The sequence below is a fragment of the Vibrio sp. TH_r3 genome (genome assembly GCF_033101115.1).
Classification (GTDB): domain Bacteria; phylum Pseudomonadota; class Gammaproteobacteria; order Enterobacterales; family Vibrionaceae; genus Vibrio.
Genome location: NZ_JAWMPW010000014.1, coordinates 68,851 through 87,750, shown reverse-complemented (window position 1 = coordinate 87,750; position 18,900 = coordinate 68,851). Strand labels below are relative to the sequence as shown.

Below are 18,900 nucleotides of genomic sequence, written 5' to 3'. Positions count from 1 at the left end.
GATATGACAAAGAAAATAACTATAACGATTCCCACCGCTGGTGGGGAAGAAACTTTTTTTATCGGTAAAAAGACAACTGTAACCTTTTTATCTGTTTTAATCGCTGCGCTACTTTTACTTGGTCTTTCGATTAATAACCATAAAGTAACGCGCAACAATGCCCAGCTTGCAGCGCTTCAAGCACAGTCTCAAATAAAACATCTTAGCTCAGAGCTGAACATAACTAATCAAACTATTGAGAAAGCAAATTTATCGATTCAAGAGAAATCGTTAGCACTTCTTCAACTCGAATCCACTAATCACTTATTGAATCAAGAGTTAGCCCAAAAAAGTAATCAATTGGCAACATTGAGCCAACGCATCTATGATGTTGAATCTGTCCTTGGACTAAGTGACGAAAATGTAGAAACAGATAACTTAGACCTAGCTCAAAGAGTTGATGTTGCTGCCGTAAATTCCGCAGTACGTGCAACCATGTTCCGTTTAATCCCTAATGATGCTCCATTATCTTATAACCGTATCTCCTCTCAATACGGCAGTAGACTAAACCCTATAACAGGTAAGCATCACAAACATACTGGAATTGATCTAACTTGTAATATGGGTGAGGATATTATTGCCCCAGCGGACGGGGTAGTAGAAACGGTAAGACCAAGTAAAAAGGGATTTGGTAATTTTCTTATCGTAAGGCATTCTTTTGGTTTTGTGAGTTCTTATGCTCACTTACAAAAATTCAAAGTCAAAAGTGGTCAATTTATTAGTAAAGGCGAAACTATAGCGAAATGTGGGAACTCAGGTAATTCGACTGGACCGCATTTACACTATGAAATACGTTTCCTTGGTCGCTCTCTCAATCCCAAATATTTGATGGAATGGACACCAGAAAATTTTGACTCTTTATTTGAGCAAGAAAGCAAAATCAAATGGGCACCGTTAGTCAAAATCATTGATAACGTAGTACGTTTACAAGTACAACTAACTAATTCTGTCAACACAGAAAATGGACTGAACACCGCTCAAAGTGATTCATTACCAATGACTACTTCCCCTCAAATACATTGATACATAAATGCCATCGCTGACAATTTTCAGTAATGGCATTTATCGCTCCGCTTTCATTAATACATTGCTATATTTCGCTTGGTTTAACCGCCGACTTTTTGCCTCGGCCAAGCATTAGTAAACAAGGGGTTAGTACTAGAGTCAGCACTGTGGCAAAGGCCAGCCCACCTGCAACCGCTGTCGCTAACTGAGACCACCATTGAGTACTTGGCGCGCCAAATTCAATTTTTTGGTTAATAAGATCAATGTTCATTTCCAGTACCATAGGCAGTAAACCTAAAATCGTTGTCACTGTGGTTAGCATAACCGGTCTAAGGCGTTGTACTCCTGTTCTTAGTATGGCGTCTTTACGACTCAAACCTCGATTAACCAGTTGATTAAAAGTATCAATCAATACGATATTATTATTCACGACAATACCTGCTAATGCGATCACACCAATACCTGACATCACAATACCAAAAGGTTTCTGAAAGATAAGTAAGCCAGCAAACACCCCTACCGTTGAAAATAAGACCGCACTAAGAATTAGAAATGCTTGATAAAAACTATTAAATTGAGTAATCAAAATCAAAGCCATCACGGCTAAAGCCACCATAAAAGCTTTGACCAAAAATTCCGATGATTTTTGCTGGTCTTCATTTGTACCACGAAGCGTAAACTCTACGCCATTAAGCCCCAATTGTTTTAATTGTGACTCTATCTTGGGTAATTCTAAGGCTAAGTTGTAACCTTGTTTAATATCAGCTTTAATTTCGAGTACTCGCTGCCCATCAATACGTTGAATAGTATCTTGTTTCGGCTGAGGTTTAATCTGAGCAAAATTGGTTAGTGGAATCAAGCCATTCGGAGTTTTAACTCTTAATTGATCGAACTTACCGATATCGCGCTTATCTTGAGGAAAACGCACCAAAATATCCACTTCTTCTGATGCATCATCGGGCAAATAATCGCCAATTTTTAAACCATTCGTCACTAATTGAACCGTATTGCCAACTAAAGTGGCATCCGCAGCAAAACGTCCTGCATCGTCACGCTTAATATCTATTTGCCAATCGATACCAGGTTTTGCTGATGTATCACTCAAATTCATAAATGCTGGATAAGTGTCGGCCCAATGTCTCACAATCACAGCCGCATTATTAAGCTTATCGAATTCAAGCGCAGACAACTGAATAACCAAATCATGCTCACTGGGAGGCCCGGCTTGAGGCTCTTTGATTTCAATTTCAACTCCTGAAAACTCAGATGTTCGCTGTTGTAATTCTGCAATGATCTCTTTCACAGGCCGCCGAAACTGCCAATCTACTGGCGTTATTTGTATCTGACCAATAGCGTCATCATCTCCTCCAGTCTTTGTATAGACACTTTGAAACTCTTTGCCTCCTAGCACTACTGATTCGACTTCTCGCATCAACTTGTCTTTTTCATCGATGGAAAGATCACCATAAGAGCGAACTTTAATCGTGAACGATGGAGGATCAACTTCCGGAAAAAATTCAGCACCTAAACCGGCTTTCGCATAAGTAATTCCAACACCAATAGAGAGTAAAATTGCACTCAATAATATCTTCCATGGATGATTAACCGCTATCGCTAGTGTTCGATAATATAATTTAGTTAACCCTGTAGCCTTGGAAAAATCGCCATTTTGTAATGCCACCATTTCTTGTTTACGCTGAGGGTTAATATACTGTGCTTTACCAATTAAACTGCCTAAAACAGGCACAAAAAGTAACGCCATAACAAGCGATGCTGACAAGGTTGCAATCAGAGTGATGGGTAGATATTTCATAAACTCGCCAGTCACATCTGGCCAAAATAATAAGGGAGCAAACGCCGCTAAAGTTGTTGCTGTTGAAGCAATAATTGGCCAAGCCATTCTTTTTGCCGCCTCTTGATAAGCCGTCGCTCGAGGCATTCCTTCATGCATTCGTCTGTCGGCAAATTCAGTTACCACAATGGCACCATCAACCAACATTCCTACTGCCATAATCAGGCCAAATAACACCATGATATTAATCGTTAGTCCGAATACAGCGAGAACTAAGATACCCGTCAAAAACGAACCAGGGATAGACACGCCAACTAATAATGCGGTACGGACACCTAAGATGGCAATAATGACAATGACCACCAGAATAATCGCTGAAAGGATATTGTTCTGTAAATCACTAAGCATCAACTTCACATCGTTAGATTCATCCCAAGTATATTCAACCATCAAATTGTCCGGCCAACTGTCTAGCTCTTGAGCGCCAACGATAACCTGTTTAACCAATTCAACCGTTTCTATTATATTTTCACCCGCTCGCTTTTTTACATCTAAAACAATTGCAGATTCACCATCTAAACGAGCATAACTTTCTGGGTCTCGAAACGAACGTCTAACTGTCGCAATATCTCCAAAGGTAATCACTTGTTTGCCTTCAATCTTAATGGGCATTTCGAGTACATCTTTCAATGACTCAAATACAGAAGGGACTTTGACCGAGAATCGTCCATAACCTGTATCGACAAATCCTGCGGCAACAACACGATTATTTAATGCAATGAGGTTGTAAATATCACTTTGATCTAAATTGTAACTTTCCATCAGCAGAGGATCGACGATGATCTCAACGATGTCTTCTCTGTCTCCTGCTATATCGACTTCTAATACTTGCTTATAACTTTCTAACTTGTCACTCAATTGTCTGGCTATCTGTACTATCGATCGCTCTGGAACGGTGCCATAAAGAACAACCGAAAGTACGGGCTGAAACGAAGCTAGAGTCACTTCATTTACCGATGGCTCATCACTATCGGCTGGCAACCTGGGCTTAGCTTGATCGACCGCATCTCTAACATCTGCCATGGCTTTATCTAGATCGGTACCGATATTGAATTCTAGGGTGACTGAAGCATGCCCTTCAGATGCGGTAGAACTCATCTCTTTAACCCCTTCAATGGAACGTAATTCTTGTTCCACAGGGCGAACCAATAATCGTTCGGCATCAGCAGGAGAAATGCCTTCATGAGAAAGGCTGACATAGATAACAGGGATGGTGATATCTGGGCTGGATTCTTTAGGAATGGAAAGATAAGTGATTGTGCCTGAAACTAATATTAACAGTAACAATGTAAGCATGGTTCGAGAACGAGATAAAGCCGCGTTAATAATCGCTAACATAGTGTGTCTCCGACTCTAATTATGTTCTGCTGCACGTTTGCTATTAATATCAGAAGCGGTCTCTGTATCAGAAGTGGCCTCAACAGACGTCGCAATAACCGTATCCCCTTCCCGAACAAAACCTTGACCAACGGTAATAATATTCGCACTCTGCCCTAAACCGGTTAGCCAAATCCCATCTTGTTCAGCTTTAACTAATTGAATAGGCCTGAATTTAACCGTATCATCTTCCACTGTTTTTACACCTAAGTTGCCACTTTCATCCAAAGCTAACATAGCTGGAGATATTTTAATTGCCTGACTTATACCTAACTCAAGCTCAACCTCAGCACTCACTCCTGCTGAAATTTTCTTCTCTGGATTGGCTATCTCTATTTCTATCGGAAACGTATTTGTTGCAGGTGAAGATAGCCTCGATATATATCTGAGTATCCCTTCAATTTTGTCACCATCAAGTAAGCGAATTTTTGCTTTTTGATTCAACTTCAGGCTTTGTATATGACGTTCACTCACATCGGCTTCAATCAACAAAACATCCAAATCAATGACCGTTGCGACTGGGTCGCCAATACTCACGAAATCGCCTAATTCAATCGCCAAATCGTCAACAAAACCATCAAAAGGTGCAGTAATTTGTGTATTACGAAGATTTAATTGCGCTTTTTTAACTAACGCTTTCGCTTCGACAAGATTAGCTTGCGCAGTGCTATAAGCCACTTCACCTTGTAATCCTTTCTTTTTTAAAGATTGCGATGCTTTGAATTCTTTATCACGAACAGACAGATTAGCTTTCGCTCGCTCTAATTGAATTTCTAGGTCGGCTTGATCTATTTGTGCAATCGGTTGGTTCTTCTTTACTTGATCGCCTTTTTGTACCATCAAAGTAACAACACGACCCGCGACTTCAGCACTCAACTGAGCTTGTCTATTGGGGGCGGTTCTTCCATAAAGATCAATTTTTTTTGCCGTAAGCACAGCCGAAAAAGTTTGGTAACGCACTTTTGCTAAAGGGATAGCAAGCTTTTCTGAAGAATGTGTATCGTTAGACGGGCTGCTATTTGCGGATTGTACACTGCTATTTTGAGACTGAAGGTGACCTTGAGATTCGTCAGCATTAAGCATTCCTATTGCTAGCCAAAAAGACAAACAGATAAGAAGTAGTAATGATATTAGCCATGGGCGTTGTGAAAAAAATCGACTTGTGCGAGCAAATGCCATAACTGAGTTCCTTTTAGTCACCCAATTAAGGCATCTGATAATCTAGTCTTATTATCTTAACGCATAGAGACTTGGGTAAGAGAAGTAATATACACCTGATGTAACAGATTAAAACATAAGGCTTTGCTTTCAATTTTATACAAGACTATAACTGATTTTTAAAATAATACTGATTTTTGAAATATTAATGTGGTTTAGATCAAACGCTAAACGATGCTCCGCAGCCGCATGTTGTAGTTGCATTCGGGTTATTCACAAAAAAACGTGCCCCTTCTAATCCTTCAGTATAATCCACAATTCCGCCGATCAAATACTGTAAGCTCATAGGATCAACAACCAGTGTTACGTCATTATTGACAATAGTTGTATCGCCATCATTTACTTTTTCGTCAAAGGTGAAGCCATATTGGAAGCCACTACAACCACCGCCAGTAATATAGACTCTTAACTTAAGCTCGGAATTTTCTTCTTCTTCGATCAGCGTTTTAACTCGAGTTGCTGCCGCATCAGAAAAAGACAATGGTACGTTTACTTCACTCACAAGGACCTCTCTTTTTCGTATCGTATCGACTCTTTAATTATTGTTCATCTTATATGAGGCGATGCGTGTTATTTCAATATTTGGTAATTATCCAATACCCGACTAAATCATTCAAGTATTCTTCTCTGTCGAACGTCATTATTGTAAGCATTTATATTTATAAGATAGATGACTATGTAAAGCAAAAAGAAACTGTATTACTAAAAAACTCATTATTAGAAAAAACATATCGCCAGTAAAACAGCACATTCTTATAACGACTGGATAATTTTGGTATTAACTTAATTATTTGACCAATTTAGACAATTTTATAAACCTATCGTGCCCAAGTTAGTTACAATGCATAGCTATTGCTTCAAGTTAGAATAACGAGGATAACATTGATGACCAGATCAGCCGAACTTTATCAAAAGGCGCAACAAACAATTCCAGGAGGCGTGAACTCTCCCGTTCGCGCATTTAATGGTGTCGGTGGCACACCTATCTTCATTCAAAATGCCGACGGCCCTATGATAATTGATGCCGATGGAAAATCTTACATTGACTATGTAGGTTCGTGGGGACCTATGATTCTTGGCCATAACCACCCGGTCATTCGTGATGCGGTTATTGAAGCGGCACACAGAGGCTTAAGTTTTGGTGCGCCAACAGAAGTAGAAGTCGAAATGGCAGAATTAGTGTCATCTATCGTACCGTCAATGGAACAACTTCGCATGGTAAACTCAGGTACTGAAGCTACGATGAGTGCAATACGTTTAGCGCGTGGTTTTACTGGTCGAGATAAAATAGTGAAGTTCGAAGGTTGTTATCATGGCCATGCAGATAGCTTATTAGTAAAAGCAGGTTCTGGTGCATTAACCCTAGGTCAACCTAGTTCACCCGGTGTTCCTGCCGATTTTGCAAAATATACGCTAACGGCCACCTTTAATAACCTAGAATCCGTTCAAGCACTCTTTGATGCTAATAAAGGCGATATTGCCTGTATTATTGTGGAACCGGTTGCCGGAAATATGAACTGTATCCCACCTATTGACGGCTTTCATGAAGGACTGCGTGAAATCTGTGATAAAGAAGGCGCTCTACTAATATTTGATGAAGTCATGACAGGATTTCGTGTAGCACAAGGTTGCGCCCAAGCTTATTACAACATAAAACCCGATCTAACTTGCTTAGGTAAAGTAATTGGTGGTGGCATGCCTGTTGGTGCATTTGGTGGTCGAAAAGAGGTAATGCAGCATGTTGCCCCTACTGGTCCAGTTTACCAAGCCGGTACTCTTTCTGGTAATCCGATAGCAATGGCAGCTGGTTTAGCTTGTTTAAAAACACTCATCGCTGAAGGTAATGAAGCGGCATTAGCCAGTAAAACCAAAAAATTGGCAGAAGGTTTGAAACAACGCGCGGATAAACATGATATCCCACTGCTTGTTTCTCAAGTGGGTGGGATGTTTGGATTCTTCTTTACGGATCAAGAAAAAGTAACCTGTTACGAAGAAGTCGCCAAATGTGATGTAGAGCGTTTTAAAACCTTTTTCCATCTAATGCTGGAAGAAGGTATCTATTTAGCACCATCTGCGTTTGAAGCTAGCTTTACATCTCTCGCTCATGGCGATAAAGAGATTGAAGCAACATTAGCAGCAGCAGAAAAATGTTTTGCAAAGTTGGCTTAATCACACAACGAAACAGAGCGCATCATAGTAGGTAACAAGCGACTCGATAAAGGTAACTCATCATAAAGGGCGATATTCATCGCCCTTTAAAATACAATTTATTTGTAATAAAGACCGTTAAGCCCCATTATAAATAATCAACTCGTGACAGCCATGTAATCGCGAGGAGCTCATTAATCACCAAGTTATAACTAATCGAAAAGCGCTAATCAATCTGACATAAAAAGGAACGTCCTAATGCCAGAAAAACTTAAAATATCATCAAGTCACTGGGTATTAATTGCCGCGCTCACCGGCGCTGGTTATGCTTGTTTTCTATTACTCGAGCCTTATATTAACTCTATTGTAATGGCGTTTATTATTTCATTACTCATGTTTCCTTTACATGAATGGATCGACAAAAAAATCCCCAAACACAACAATCTCGCCTCCGTTTTATCTTGTGTTACTTTAACGTTTATTATTGTTATTCCTTTATTAGCAGTATTCGCTGCCATTGTTCAACAAGGCTCCGTTGCGACACAACAGATTTATCAGTGGGTAACGGGGGGAGGAATACAGGACTTTTTCCAACTTCCTTTAGTGGTAAAAGTGCTCTCATTAGCGAATGAATATTTACCATTCGATACCATCGAACCACAACAAATTGCGGAAAGAATAGGAAAATTCGCCACCACCTTTGGCAGTAACCTAGTAGCAATAAGCGCTAAAATTTTAGGTGATGCGACCAATTTCCTAATGGATTTCATGCTGATGCTTTTCGTTCTTTTTTTCCTTTTAAGAGATCACGACAAAATTATTCTTGCGCTACGTCATATCTTGCCATTGTCGCGTAGCCAAGAAGATAGATTATTAGAAGAAGTTGAAAAAGTCGCAAAATCAGCGGTGTTAGGTTCGTTTCTGACGGCTATCGCGCAAGGTATTGCTGGTGGTATTGGGATGTGGATTTGCGGTTTCCCTGGCTTATTCTGGGGAACCATGTTTGGCTTTGCCTCCTTTATCCCTATTGTTGGCACTGCTCTTATTTGGATACCGGCTACCTTTTATTTATTTGTCACCGGTGATAGCAATTGGGCTATTTTCCTTGCTGTATGGTCGATTGGCTTTGTTGGCTCCATCGACAATATTTTACGCCCCTTGCTCATGCAAGGCAGTTCAGGAATGAACACCTTAATGATCTTTTTCTCATTACTAGGCGGTATTCAGTTATTCGGCTTAATAGGCTTAATATATGGACCAATTATCTTTGCCATTTCTATTGTGCTTTTCAATATTTATGAAAAAGAGTTCCATGGTTTTCTGCGCGACCAAGATCAAAGTTAGAACCTTATAAATCACTTCATCCCGTGGGCAGATTGTGCGAAAATCTGCCCTCTTTACTGCTCACGACAGCATTCTGATGGTTTCATTCGAATTCATGATGATAACTTACTGTATTTTAAACACTATTGAGAAAATTTATGTCTTATATTGCCCCTAGCCAAATAGCACAACGTCAACTCGCTTACTTTAAAGGTAAGCACGTTTTGGTTGCAGGAGAAGTTGAAGACCAATTTCCGATAGAGTTAACCAAGCATTGCGAATCAGTTTGCGTGTTTACATCCAATTACAGTTATCACCGAACTTTACAATCCAGTTCAACCATTACCAGTTACTTTGGTACGGAATTCAAACAAGAAACTCCAGTGGATATGATTTTACTTTATTGGCCAAAAGCAAAAGCTGAAGCTGAGTATCTACTTGCCATGTTGCTCGCGCATTTGGGTACGGGAACCGAAATTGTTGTTGTTGGTGAGAATCGGTCAGGAGTAAAAAGCATTGAGAAAATGTTTGCTCAATACGGTCCTATTAGCAAATATGATTCAGCTCGTCGTTGCTCTTTTTATTGGGGACGATGCGACCACCTTGCCGAACCTTTTGATATTCAACAATGGTATAAAACGTACACCTTAACGTTATTCGGTAAAGACTTAATAGTGAAAAGTTTACCCGGCGTATTTAGTCATGGTCAGTTTGATGATGGGAGTAAACTATTACTTGATTCATTACCAAAAATGAGAGGTAAAGTACTCGACTTTGGCTGTGGTGCAGGTGTGATTGGAGCGACACTCGCTCTAATCAATCCAGATATTGAATTACAAATGTGTGACATAAATGCTTTTGCTATTGCCTCTTCAATACAAACCTTACAAGCAAACGGATTAACAGGTAAAGTCTTCGCTTCGGACGTTTATTCAGACACCGACAATGATTACGATTTTATTATCAGTAATCCTCCTTTTCATTCTGGACTAGAAACCAGCTACAACGTGACTGAATCCCTACTAGCCAATGCTCCGCAGTTTTTAACAAAACGAGGTGAACTTTTTATTGTGGCGAACAGTTTCTTAAAATACCCACCTATCATTGAGGAAGCATTTTCTAACTGTGCGACCATAAATAAAACCACTAAATTTGCTATATACCATGCTAAAAAAGGGGCTAGAAAGCGTTAATCGTCGCTAGCTATACCAAGAACTTGTAGTGCTATTTATTAATATACAAAGCTATCCATCGAGTAAACTTAATAACTCTATCAGATCGAAAAAAACATCATTAATCTTAGACCAACCACTCTATTAAAGTATTGATTTATATTAATTAAAGGTTGTCACTTATATTTTTAGCTGCGTTTAAACGGTAATTTTTTACTGCCTCGACCCAGTCTGGACGATTGATATATTTGCCGATAGCAATGGCTGGAATAACAAACAGAAACAGCGGGAGAGATTCATGGAAGAAAGTACTCGAAATCATATCTTCATGTGAAAAATGCGTCAGTACGGCCAGTACATCGAGCAATACAGCAATAGTCACTGAAATAGAAGATAGAATTAAAACTAGCCCTAAAAGATCTCTTAAGAATATTTTTGATTTGCTCATCTCTACACTCCCTAACTCACCTTTAAAAATGATACCAAGTAAACCAACTCTCGGCGCAAAATGAATTCGATGCTATGCACTCTTCTATCGACCTTGTTTACAAAGATAAGACCGTTTGCACGCACAACATCCTTTGCACTGAGGCATTGCTTGTATGAATAGTAAATATTCATACAATCGACTTTTTTTTACTGAGCGATTATCCACCAACATACTCTTTAGGAACCAATAAAAACAGGTTCAAAATACTCAATAACAGCGAAAAATTAAATTGCAAAAATGGTGAATCAAAAAAAGTTAGTGAATGGTGTTAGGTAAAAGATCTCTGGAAAATAGAACGAAAAAATAGATAAGAAAGGCATTTTATATTCAAAATATTCTATAAAATCAATAGTAGGGGTTAGTATGATCTTTTAGCTCACACTAACCCGAAAGCAAAGTTTTATTTTACTTAAATGCTAATAAACCCTGTTTTTCTATCGTGATCTCGACTGGATCACCAATGCTAAGTAACTCATCGGCAGTAGCAATCAATTTAGTTTCATCAGCCTGAATAACGTAGCGACACTGATCGCCCATAAACAAGCGTTCAATCACCTTATTGGAACAGGTAATATCTTGTTTAATTCGAATATGCTGAGGACGCATCAATAATTGGCAGCGTTCACCCACTTGTATTTGATTTTTAGATTGAGCTAACACTTTGCCAAACATGGTACTAAATTCCGACTCATTCAATTTCTTGGCAGGTAAATAGCTACCGCCACCAAGGAAGTTGGCTACAAATTGACTAGAAGGTTGATTATAAAGTTCAGCAGCTTCACCAAATTGTTCAATTACACCGTTATTCATTACGGCCATCTTATCGGAAAAAGCAAAAGCCTCTTCACGACTATGAGTAACAAAGATTGCCGTAACACCCTGTTGCTTAAATATCTTACGAATTTGCAAAATAAGATCATGTCTAACTTGGGTATCAATATTAGAGAATGGTTCATCTAACAAGAGCAGACTCGGTTTGTAAGCAAGAGAACGAGCAATAGCAATGCGTTGTTGTTGCCCGCCAGAAAGTTGATGCGGATAACGAGTTCCATAATCAGCAAGATGTACTAGCGCTAACATCTCTTCAACTATGTGTTTTTTTTCAATGGCTGTTTTATTCTGTAAGCCAAAAGCAATATTTTCTGCAACGGTTAAATGTGGAAACAGCGCGTAGTCTTGAAAAATCATACCTATATTGCGCTGTTCAGGCGGTACCCACGTTACGCCATCATCAAGTAAGCGTTGATTCAAACTCAAGTGACCATGACTCAATGGCAATAAACCAGCAATCGCTTTTAAAAGCGTTGTTTTACCGCACCCACTTGCACCAAGCAAACAAACAATTTCACCTTGCTCTACTTCAAGAGAAAGTGACTCCAATACATTTTGGTTATCATATTGGCAGGTCAAGTTTTGGATGGTTAAAGTACTACTCATTAATGTGACTGCTCCAAAGAACGGTTGATAACAATAAGGGGAATTAAACCAACTAGAATAAGTAAGATGGCAGGAAGCGCACCCAGCTCAAGGTGCTCATCTGAAACAAAGTTATAAACATAAGTCGCCAACGTTTCAAAGTTAAACGGCCTTAATAACAAAGCGGCATTTAACTCTTTCATTGATTCAATAAAAACTAACAGTCCCGCAACTAAGATTCCCCTTCTCACTAGAGGAAAGTGGACTCTTTTCAACATCTGGTTTGGATTACAACCCATGGTTCTGCTGGCCATATCCATTGATGGAGAAATTTTATTTAAACTGCTCTCAATGCTGCCGATTGCTACCGCTGAAAAACGAACTACCATTGCAAAAATCATCGCAAACATTGAACCAGATAACAGCAACCCAGGACGTCCCCAATCCATCATTTTAGCGAGATCATTAATCCAATGATCCATAGTCAACACTGGAGCCATAACACCTATTGCTAATACCGTTCCTGGTACGGCATACCCCAAAGAAGCCAAGCGCAAGAAACTGATACTTAAACGATTACTCTGTAATCTATGGTGAAAATTGACGGTTAGCGCAACTAAAATCGCGATCAAAGCTGCACTTATAGACACCTGTAAGCTGTTTAGCGCATATTGTCTAAATTCTTCAGTCCAACTTTGTGAAAAATACTTATAAGCATAAATAAGTAATTGGCCAAGAGGTAAAATGAAAGCAACAGAAACTAACCCCCAACACCAAATCAGCGCAGCGTATTTTTTCCAGCCAGCTAACGGATATTTCATATCTTCATGGCTATTAAAACTGCTTTGGAATAATTTTTGTTTTCTACGACTGTATCGTTCTGTACTGAGTAATAAAATCACCACCAACAACATAATGGCAGAAATTTTAGCTGCGGCATTTAAATTAGAATACCCGAGCCACGTGTCATAAACCGCGGTGGTGAGCGTATTGACAGCAAAGTAGCTTACTGTTCCAAAATCGCCTATTGTTTCCATGGCAACAAGAGATAAGCCAACCGCAATTGAAGGCCGAGCAAGCGGCAAGGAAATTCTTCTGAAACTTTGAAATGGCGAACAACGCAGTAGTCTTGCTGATTGTAATAAACTGGCATTCTGCTCCATAAATGCAGCTCGTGCCATTAAATAAACGTATGGATAAAAAACCAAAGCAAGTACTACGGTTGCCCCACCAAGAGTGCGCATATCAGGAAACCAATACTCGCCTCCTGACCATCCCGTCAAATCTCGAATTAGCACTTGTATTGGGCCGGCAAAATCAAACCAATCGGTAAAAATATAACCGGCAATATAACCAGGCATCGCTAAGGGCAGCACTAACATCCATTGCAATATTTTTTCACCCGGCACGCGACACATTGCCATCAACCAAGCACTTGGTACGCCAAATAACAGCGACAGTATCAATACACCGATAACTAAAACAACTGTATTATAAATATAGGTAGGCATAACCGTTGACAGCAGGTGCTCGAATAAATCACCAGAATCGCCCAAGGCTAAATAAAAAATAGCTAAGATCGGCAAAACCAGCAGCAAAGCAAAGCTTCCACTACTGGTTTTCCAGATTTGGTTTTTTTCTTTCATTAATACAACATTTAAAATTAATGCACGTTATTTATGCCATTGTCATTACTAAGAAAACGAGAATCTTATTAACTAAGATCTCGTTTTCAAAAAAGTAATAAGTCTACCGTTTAATTACAGGTCGAATTTAACTTCATCCAGCAATTCTACTGCTTTACTGTGGTTGGCGGCTATATCTTCTAATGCAAGTTCATCCGCTTTAAATTCACCCCAAGAAGCAACAAGCTCTGAAGGTTTCGCGTCGACTTTAACTGGGTATTCAAAGTTTACCTCAGCATATAATTGCTGGGCAACATCATCAGTTAAAAACTCCATAAGTTTCATTGCATTGTCTTTATTTGGAGAGTACTTAGCCATAGCCATGCCACTTACGTTAACATGCGTACCAACCGAATTTTGGTTAGGGAAGTTAATATAAACAGCTTCAGCCCACGCTTTTTGCTCTTCATCATTTAGCATTTTACCAAGGTAATAACTGTTACCAAGTGAAACGTCACAAAGACCTTCTTTAATGGCCTTAACTTGTGCGCGGTCATTACCTTGTGGTTTACGAGCTAAGTTAGCTTTAACGCCTTCTAACCATGCTTTAGTTTCGGCTTCGCCTTTATGACTAATCATAGAAGAAACAAGAGAAACATTATATGGGTGTTTTCCTGAGCGTGTGCAAATTTTGCCTTTATACTTTGGTAAAGCAAGATCAGCATAGTTAAAGTCGTCACCCAGTTTTCCAACTCTGTCACGAGACGAGTAAACATTACGCGCACGTAATGTTAAAGCAAACCACTCACCATTACTGTCTCTATATTGACTAGGTACATTTTGTTCAATGGTTTCACTTTGTACTGGTTGAACAACGCCTTTATCAACCAACTCTGCTAATCGACTAATATCGGTAGTCAAAATAACATCTGCAGGGCTATATTCACCTTCTTGCTTGAGTTTTTCAGCTAACCCTTTATTGGCAAATTTAACGTTTACTTTAATACCCGTTTCCTTGGTAAATTCTGTAAACATAGGCTCAACAAGGAATGGTTGGCGGTACGAATAGACATTCACTTCTTCTGCGGCAAAAGAAGTAGAACTGATAGACGCCAAAGCAAGCATTGATAGAGATAGCACTTTTTTCATTATATGTCCTTAAATATAGATGCAAATGATAATAGTTATCGTTCGTTATTATATTGAAATACAATGTTTGTGCAATGGTTAATATTAACTAAAAGCATAAAAAAACCCGCTCAATGAGCGGGTTTAGACAAATATATGTAACTAAATGTTATTGAGTACCTATTACTTTAGACAACTCATCTGACATAAATTACTTAGAAGAAACAAACTCTGGGTAAGCGGCTACACCACAATCGTGCATATCCATACCTTCCATTTCTTCATCTTCAGAAACTCGGATACCTGCTGTTGCTTTCAGTACAGCCCAAACTGCTAGGCTTGCTGCAAACACCCATGCAAAGATAACTGCTGCGCCAAGAAGCTGAGCACCAAATGATGCATCGCTGTTACATACTGGAACAACCATTAGACCAAAGAAACCACACACACCGTGTACAGAGATAGCACCTACTGGATCATCAACCTTGATTTTATCCATACCGATGATAGCGAATACAACTAGTACGCCAGCAACAGCACCGATAATAACGGCAGCAACTGGTGATGGAGATAGTGGATCAGCTGTGATAGCAACTAAGCCAGCCAACGCGCCATTTAATACCATAGTAAGGTCACCTTTACCCCAAGTGGTCTTACATACGATTAGAGAAGCAATAGCACCTGCTGCTGCTGCTGCGTTAGTATTTAGGAAGATTTGACCAACCGCTGTTGCGTTTTCAAAATCTGAAACCATTAGCTGAGAACCACCGTTGAAGCCGAACCAACCAAACCAAAGGATAAACGTACCTAATGTAGCAAGTGGCATGTTTGAACCTGGAATCGGGTGAACTTCACCGTTTTTACCATATTTACCCTTACGAGCACCAAGCAATAAAACACCTGCTAAAGCTGCAGCTGCACCAGCCATATGCACAATACCTGAGCCAGCAAAATCACTGAAACCAGCTTCTGCAAGGAAACCGCCACCCCAAGTCCAATAACCTTCAACTGGGTAGATAACGCCTGTTAATACAACGGCAAAGATTAAGAATGCCCAAAGTTTCATACGCTCAGCAACCGCACCAGATACAACTGACATTGCTGTTGCTACGAATACTACTTGGAAGAAGAAATCAGATTCTAGTGAGTGATCAGCGCCTTCACCTTGAGAGCCAATTAATGCGCCAATAGAAGGGATAATACCGCCTTCAGCATTGTCTACATACATGATGTTGTAACCAATCAACAAGTACATAGTACAAGCGATAGCATAAAGTACGAAGTTCTTAGTTAAGATTTCTGTTGTGTTTTTCGAGCGAACAAGACCCGCTTCTAACATGGCAAAACCTGCTGCCATCCACATTACCAACGCACCTGAAATTAGGAAGAAAAAAGTATCTAGTGCGTAACGTAATTCTGTTACTGTTGTTAATAGTTCCATTATATGTTCTCCAATCCCTTAAAGTGCTTCGTTATCCATTTCACCAGTACGAATACGTACAACCTGGCTTAAATCGTAAACAAATATTTTTCCGTCACCGATTTTGCCTGTATGTGCTGCTTTACTTATTGCTTCAATAACGCGATCAACATTTTCAGCTTGCGTTGCTATTTCAAGTTTCACTTTAGGTAAAAAATCAACTTGGTATTCTGCACCGCGATAAAGTTCAGTGTGACCTTTTTGACGTCCAAAGCCTTTTACTTCAGCAACAGTCATACCTTCTATACCAACATCCGATAGAGCTTCACGAACATCGTCTAGTTTAAATGGTTTAATAATGGCGTTAATAAGTTTCATTGCATCCTCTCTGAGCATATATTCCTTTAACAGGGAAATAACAATCAAGAGCCATGCCAGTTTTATAAGCTATTGTTTTAATTTTAATTTTTTAAAAAATGTTAAATACAATTAAAATTAAAGCACTATAATGGTGCATAACGATCACTAAAATGAAGCAAGAAACAACAAAGCCCCAAGATTGTGCAAAATGGAAAAATGACATGAAAAAAGAAGAGACTAAAAGCGAACAATTAACTAGAACGAGATACTCAAGACGATAAACTACTTATAACCAATAAAAGCACACCAAGAATGAATTAACTGTTCGAAATCTTCGAACCCACAACCTGAGTCACTTTCACAATCATAAAAATCAAATTCACTCTCTTGCAACGAATCATCAACATAATTTAATGCATTTTCTTGGATAACCACATCATCGCGTCTTATTGAAATACTGATTTCTTTACCGACTAAAGAATACTCTTGAGATTGTTCTGCTTTTATCTGTTCAATAGCGGTTAAGATAGCTTGAATACGTTGCTTATCGGTGTATATTTCTTGCTCTAACCAACGACCAACAACTTCATGCCCCATACTACACTTGATACGATATTCACCTGTAATACTTTTAACAAATTGATATTCCATTTTTTATTCTCAGTAGCAATAATTAGTCTATCGCTATTCGTTTCTCAATAACGATGCTTTCTCAATAACAACACATTAGCCAATACACAAAAAAATAAGACCACCGCCTTGGCGATGGTCTTATTAGGCAATATGCTATTCTGACTAGGCTTGTGGACGCATCGCAGGGAACAAGATAACGTCTCGGATAGTATGTGTATTAGTAAACAGCATAGCTAAACGATCAATACCAATGCCTTGCCCTGCGGTTGGCGGTAAGCCATGCTCAAGAGCTGTAATGTAATCGGCGTCATAGTACATCGCTTCATCATCACCGGCATCTTTAGCATCAACTTGAGCTTTAAAGCGTGCATCTTGATCTTCTGCATCATTCAGCTCAGAGAAACCATTCGCTACTTCACGGCCACCAATAAAGAACTCAAATCGATCGGTAATGAAATCATTATTATCATTACGACGAGCTAATGGCGAGATATCCGCTGGGTATTCGGTAATAAAGGTTGGCTGAATTAATTTTGGTTCAGCGGTTTCACCGAAGATCTCTTCGAGTAATTGACCACAGGTCCAAAATGGTTCGACATTAATATGTAAAGATTTAGCAATGCCGACCATAAAGTCACGATCTTGAACGTGCTCATAAGTCATCGCTTGAATATCTTCACGATCAGGATTGTATTGTTTAATTGCATCTAACATGCTTAAACGTGGATAACGACCGCCAAACTCAACCGTCTCTTCACCATAAGGCATAGAGCTTGAGCCAAGCACCTCAATCGCAACCGTACGTAACATCTCTTCGGTCAAATCCATCAAGTCATTATAATCCGCGTAAGCCATATAGAATTCCATCATGGTAAACTCAGGATTATGGCGAGGTGAAAGTCCTTCGTTTCGGAAGTTACGGTTCACTTCAAATACACGATCAAACCCACCTACCACTAAACGTTTTAAGTAAAGCTCAGGGGCGACTCGCAAATACATATCAATGTCTAAAGCATTATGATGCGTAATAAATGGGCGCGCCGTTGCGCCACCAGGAATAACATGCATCATTGGAGTTTCTACTTCCATGAATTGCTTAGAAACCATGAAATTACGGATAGCAGTAACCAATTTAGAACGAATAATAAAAGCGTTGCGTGAATCTTCATTCACAATAAGATCAACATAACGTTGACGATAACGCATTTCCTGATCGGTTAAACCATGGAATTTTTCTGGTAACGGACGAAGTGCTTTAGTTAGCAATACGTACTCTTCCATATTCACGTAAAGATCGCCTTTACCTGATTTATGTAAAGCACCTTTAACACCAATAATATCGCCTATATCTAGACCTTGGTATTTTTCTTTTAATTCATTTTGTACTGGCTTAGCTGCGTACGCTTGAATACGGCCAGAGGTTTCTTGAATAACTAAGAAAGGACCGCGTTTCGCCATGATGCGACCCGCAATTGCAACGATATGGTTTAACTCTTCTAATTCTTGTTTGGTTTTCTCACCGAACTGCGCCTGAAGATCACCGGCTAAACTATCACGACGAAAATCATTAGGATGACCATTTGCCTTACAATTGGCGCGAATATTCTCTAATTTCGCACGACGTTCAGCAATCAGCTTATTCTCTTCTGCATTTGGCTGTTGTACCTGTTCAGTCATTTTATTTGCCCTTTATA

At 39.4% G+C, this 18,900-nt stretch carries 15 protein-coding genes; 4 read left to right on the top strand and 11 right to left on the bottom strand.

The window, feature by feature from the left end:
* Window positions 1-3 precede the first annotated feature (3 nt).
* Window positions 4-1,062 (top strand): M23 family metallopeptidase, encoded by a 1,059-nt coding sequence (locus R3X26_RS12560; RefSeq protein WP_317717671.1) that lies wholly within the window; start codon window positions 4-6, stop codon window positions 1,060-1,062.
* Between the two features lie 67 nt (window positions 1,063-1,129).
* On the opposite strand, the gene R3X26_RS12555 is transcribed toward R3X26_RS12560, so the two are convergent.
* The 3 genes from R3X26_RS12555 to erpA all read right to left on the bottom strand — a co-directional run bounded on the left by R3X26_RS12555 (window position 1,130) and on the right by erpA (window position 5,993).
* Window positions 1,130-4,234, bottom strand: coding sequence for an efflux RND transporter permease subunit (locus tag R3X26_RS12555; RefSeq protein WP_317717670.1), 3,105 nt, complete (start codon window positions 4,232-4,234; stop codon window positions 1,130-1,132).
* A gap of 15 nt (window positions 4,235-4,249) precedes the next feature.
* Window positions 4,250-5,452: an efflux RND transporter periplasmic adaptor subunit gene (locus R3X26_RS12550; RefSeq protein WP_317717669.1), complete on the bottom strand. Its 1,203-nt coding sequence runs from the start codon at window positions 5,450-5,452 to the stop codon at window positions 4,250-4,252.
* 199 nt (window positions 5,453-5,651) lie between these two features.
* Window positions 5,652-5,993 (bottom strand): iron-sulfur cluster insertion protein ErpA, encoded by a 342-nt coding sequence (gene erpA, locus R3X26_RS12545; RefSeq protein ID WP_317717668.1) that lies wholly within the window; start codon window positions 5,991-5,993, stop codon window positions 5,652-5,654.
* Between the two features lie 383 nt (window positions 5,994-6,376).
* Between erpA and hemL the strand changes: the two genes are divergently transcribed.
* The 3 genes from hemL (at window position 6,377) to rsmC (ending at window position 10,155) form a co-directional block, all read left to right on the top strand.
* The gene (hemL, locus tag R3X26_RS12540; protein WP_317717667.1) at window positions 6,377-7,660 is read left to right on the top strand and encodes a glutamate-1-semialdehyde 2,1-aminomutase; all 1,284 of its coding nucleotides are present in this window, start codon (window positions 6,377-6,379) and stop codon (window positions 7,658-7,660) included.
* Window positions 7,661-7,897: 237 nt separating this feature from the next.
* Window positions 7,898-8,983 carry an AI-2E family transporter gene (locus R3X26_RS12535; protein ID WP_317717666.1) on the top strand — a complete coding sequence of 362 codons (1,086 nt, stop codon included), beginning with the start codon at window positions 7,898-7,900 and terminating at the stop codon, window positions 8,981-8,983.
* A 137-nt stretch (window positions 8,984-9,120) separates the two neighbouring features.
* A complete protein-coding gene (gene rsmC, locus R3X26_RS12530) occupies window positions 9,121-10,155 on the top strand; it encodes a 16S rRNA (guanine(1207)-N(2))-methyltransferase RsmC (RefSeq protein WP_317717665.1) in 1,035 nt (344 codons plus the stop codon).
* A gap of 145 nt (window positions 10,156-10,300) precedes the next feature.
* On the opposite strand, the gene R3X26_RS12525 is transcribed toward rsmC, so the two are convergent.
* The 8 genes from R3X26_RS12525 to lysS form a co-directional block, all read right to left on the bottom strand.
* On the bottom strand, window positions 10,301-10,582 hold the full coding sequence (locus R3X26_RS12525; protein WP_317717664.1) for a D-fructose-6-phosphate amidotransferase: 282 nt from the start codon (window positions 10,580-10,582) through the stop codon (window positions 10,301-10,303).
* Between the two features lie 447 nt (window positions 10,583-11,029).
* Complete coding sequence (locus R3X26_RS12520) at window positions 11,030-12,061, bottom strand: ABC transporter ATP-binding protein (RefSeq protein WP_317717663.1); 1,032 nt, start codon at window positions 12,059-12,061, stop codon at window positions 11,030-11,032.
* Complete coding sequence (locus tag R3X26_RS12515; protein ID WP_317717662.1) at window positions 12,061-13,686, bottom strand: iron ABC transporter permease; 1,626 nt, start codon at window positions 13,684-13,686, stop codon at window positions 12,061-12,063. Before R3X26_RS12515 ends, R3X26_RS12520 begins: the two co-directional genes overlap by 1 nt.
* A 114-nt stretch (window positions 13,687-13,800) precedes the next feature.
* Window positions 13,801-14,814 carry a Fe(3+) ABC transporter substrate-binding protein gene (locus tag R3X26_RS12510; RefSeq protein ID WP_317717661.1) on the bottom strand — a complete coding sequence of 338 codons (1,014 nt, stop codon included), beginning with the start codon at window positions 14,812-14,814 and terminating at the stop codon, window positions 13,801-13,803.
* A 190-nt stretch (window positions 14,815-15,004) separates the two neighbouring features.
* Window positions 15,005-16,234, bottom strand: a complete 1,230-nt coding sequence (locus R3X26_RS12505) for an ammonium transporter (RefSeq protein WP_317717660.1) — start codon at window positions 16,232-16,234, stop codon at window positions 15,005-15,007.
* A gap of 18 nt (window positions 16,235-16,252) precedes the next feature.
* Window positions 16,253-16,591, bottom strand: coding sequence for a P-II family nitrogen regulator (gene glnK / locus R3X26_RS12500; RefSeq protein ID WP_317717659.1), 339 nt, complete (start codon window positions 16,589-16,591; stop codon window positions 16,253-16,255).
* Window positions 16,592-16,855: 264 nt separating this feature from the next.
* Window positions 16,856-17,224 carry a YacL family protein gene (locus tag R3X26_RS12495; RefSeq protein ID WP_317717658.1) on the bottom strand — a complete coding sequence of 123 codons (369 nt, stop codon included), beginning with the start codon at window positions 17,222-17,224 and terminating at the stop codon, window positions 16,856-16,858.
* A 144-nt stretch (window positions 17,225-17,368) separates the two neighbouring features.
* Window positions 17,369-18,883, bottom strand: coding sequence for a lysine--tRNA ligase (gene lysS / locus R3X26_RS12490; RefSeq protein WP_317717657.1), 1,515 nt, complete (start codon window positions 18,881-18,883; stop codon window positions 17,369-17,371).
* Window positions 18,884-18,900: the final 17 nt, after the last annotated feature.

Bases quoted from the DNA above. Each gene is read 5' to 3' on its own strand.
- R3X26_RS12560 (WP_317717671.1), top strand. From the start codon at position 4: ATGACAAAGAAAATAACTATAACGATTCCCACCGCTGGTGGGGAAGAA.
- R3X26_RS12555 (WP_317717670.1), bottom strand. From the start codon at position 4,234: ATGTTAGCGATTATTAACGCGGCTTTATCTCGTTCTCGAACCATGCTT.
- R3X26_RS12550 (WP_317717669.1), bottom strand. From the start codon at position 5,452: ATGGCATTTGCTCGCACAAGTCGATTTTTTTCACAACGCCCATGGCTA.
- hemL (WP_317717667.1), top strand. From the start codon at position 6,377: ATGACCAGATCAGCCGAACTTTATCAAAAGGCGCAACAAACAATTCCA.
- R3X26_RS12535 (WP_317717666.1), top strand. From the start codon at position 7,898: ATGCCAGAAAAACTTAAAATATCATCAAGTCACTGGGTATTAATTGCC.
- rsmC (WP_317717665.1), top strand. From the start codon at position 9,121: ATGTCTTATATTGCCCCTAGCCAAATAGCACAACGTCAACTCGCTTAC.
- R3X26_RS12525 (WP_317717664.1), bottom strand. From the start codon at position 10,582: ATGAGCAAATCAAAAATATTCTTAAGAGATCTTTTAGGGCTAGTTTTA.
- R3X26_RS12520 (WP_317717663.1), bottom strand. From the start codon at position 12,061: ATGAGTAGTACTTTAACCATCCAAAACTTGACCTGCCAATATGATAAC.
- R3X26_RS12515 (WP_317717662.1), bottom strand. From the start codon at position 13,686: ATGAAAGAAAAAAACCAAATCTGGAAAACCAGTAGTGGAAGCTTTGCT.
- R3X26_RS12510 (WP_317717661.1), bottom strand. From the start codon at position 14,814: ATGAAAAAAGTGCTATCTCTATCAATGCTTGCTTTGGCGTCTATCAGT.
- R3X26_RS12505 (WP_317717660.1), bottom strand. From the start codon at position 16,234: ATGGAACTATTAACAACAGTAACAGAATTACGTTACGCACTAGATACT.
- glnK (WP_317717659.1), bottom strand. From the start codon at position 16,591: ATGAAACTTATTAACGCCATTATTAAACCATTTAAACTAGACGATGTT.
- R3X26_RS12495 (WP_317717658.1), bottom strand. From the start codon at position 17,224: ATGGAATATCAATTTGTTAAAAGTATTACAGGTGAATATCGTATCAAG.
- lysS (WP_317717657.1), bottom strand. From the start codon at position 18,883: ATGACTGAACAGGTACAACAGCCAAATGCAGAAGAGAATAAGCTGATT.